A 673-nucleotide genomic window follows, 5' to 3' on the forward strand; every position below is an offset into this window, starting at 1 on the left:
ATATTTGGAATATCACTATTTGCCTTTGGGAAATAAATATCTAATTGATTATTGAAAAATTCATGTCTGATAAAGTCACCATTTTTATCTAAGTTTTCAATTGTAATATCAATATTATTACCTTGCTCTTCTTTAAAGACTTCACTAAGGTCTAAAGTTATAAATTCTGGTGTTTCTTGTGTAGGCAATTCTATGTTTTCTGGTTTTTTATTAACAAATAGAGTGTTTTTGCCTGAAGGAGGTGTGACATCAAATTTTTTACTAAACACTCCATTTCCGTGAACAGCAACTGCTGCAAACCCATCTTGTCTAGTTCTTACCTGAACTACCACACCATTTCCTATCTGGTTGTTTTCTAATCTCCAAACAGTATTTTTTTCATTAATTCTATCACTATAATACAAGCCTGAACTAGTACCTGCTAAAATTCCATCTTTGTTTCCTAAAAAAGAAACCCATCGAACGGAAGGGCCATTACCAGTTCCATCTCTCTTTTCTTCTAAATTACCACTAATATCGATCCAAGTTTCTCCAGCATCTTTTGTATAAAAAATACTAGGGATATTGTAATTAGAGAAAGAAATCACTACCCTGTCTGAATCATTTGGATCTACATGTATACTGCTCAGGTAACTCTTTTCAGGTAAGCCTTTCCCTGTAAAAATATCAACAG

The 673-nt window shown here is 32.7% G+C and carries 1 protein-coding gene; it reads right to left on the bottom strand.

The window, feature by feature from the left end; all coding sequences use genetic code 11:
- The coding region (locus A8C32_RS20440; RefSeq protein WP_205635354.1) for a hypothetical protein at window positions 1–673 on the bottom strand (673 nt) is incomplete at both ends.

This window comes from Flavivirga aquatica (assembly GCF_001747085.1).
GTDB lineage: Bacteria > Bacteroidota > Bacteroidia > Flavobacteriales > Flavobacteriaceae > Algibacter_C > Algibacter_C aquatica.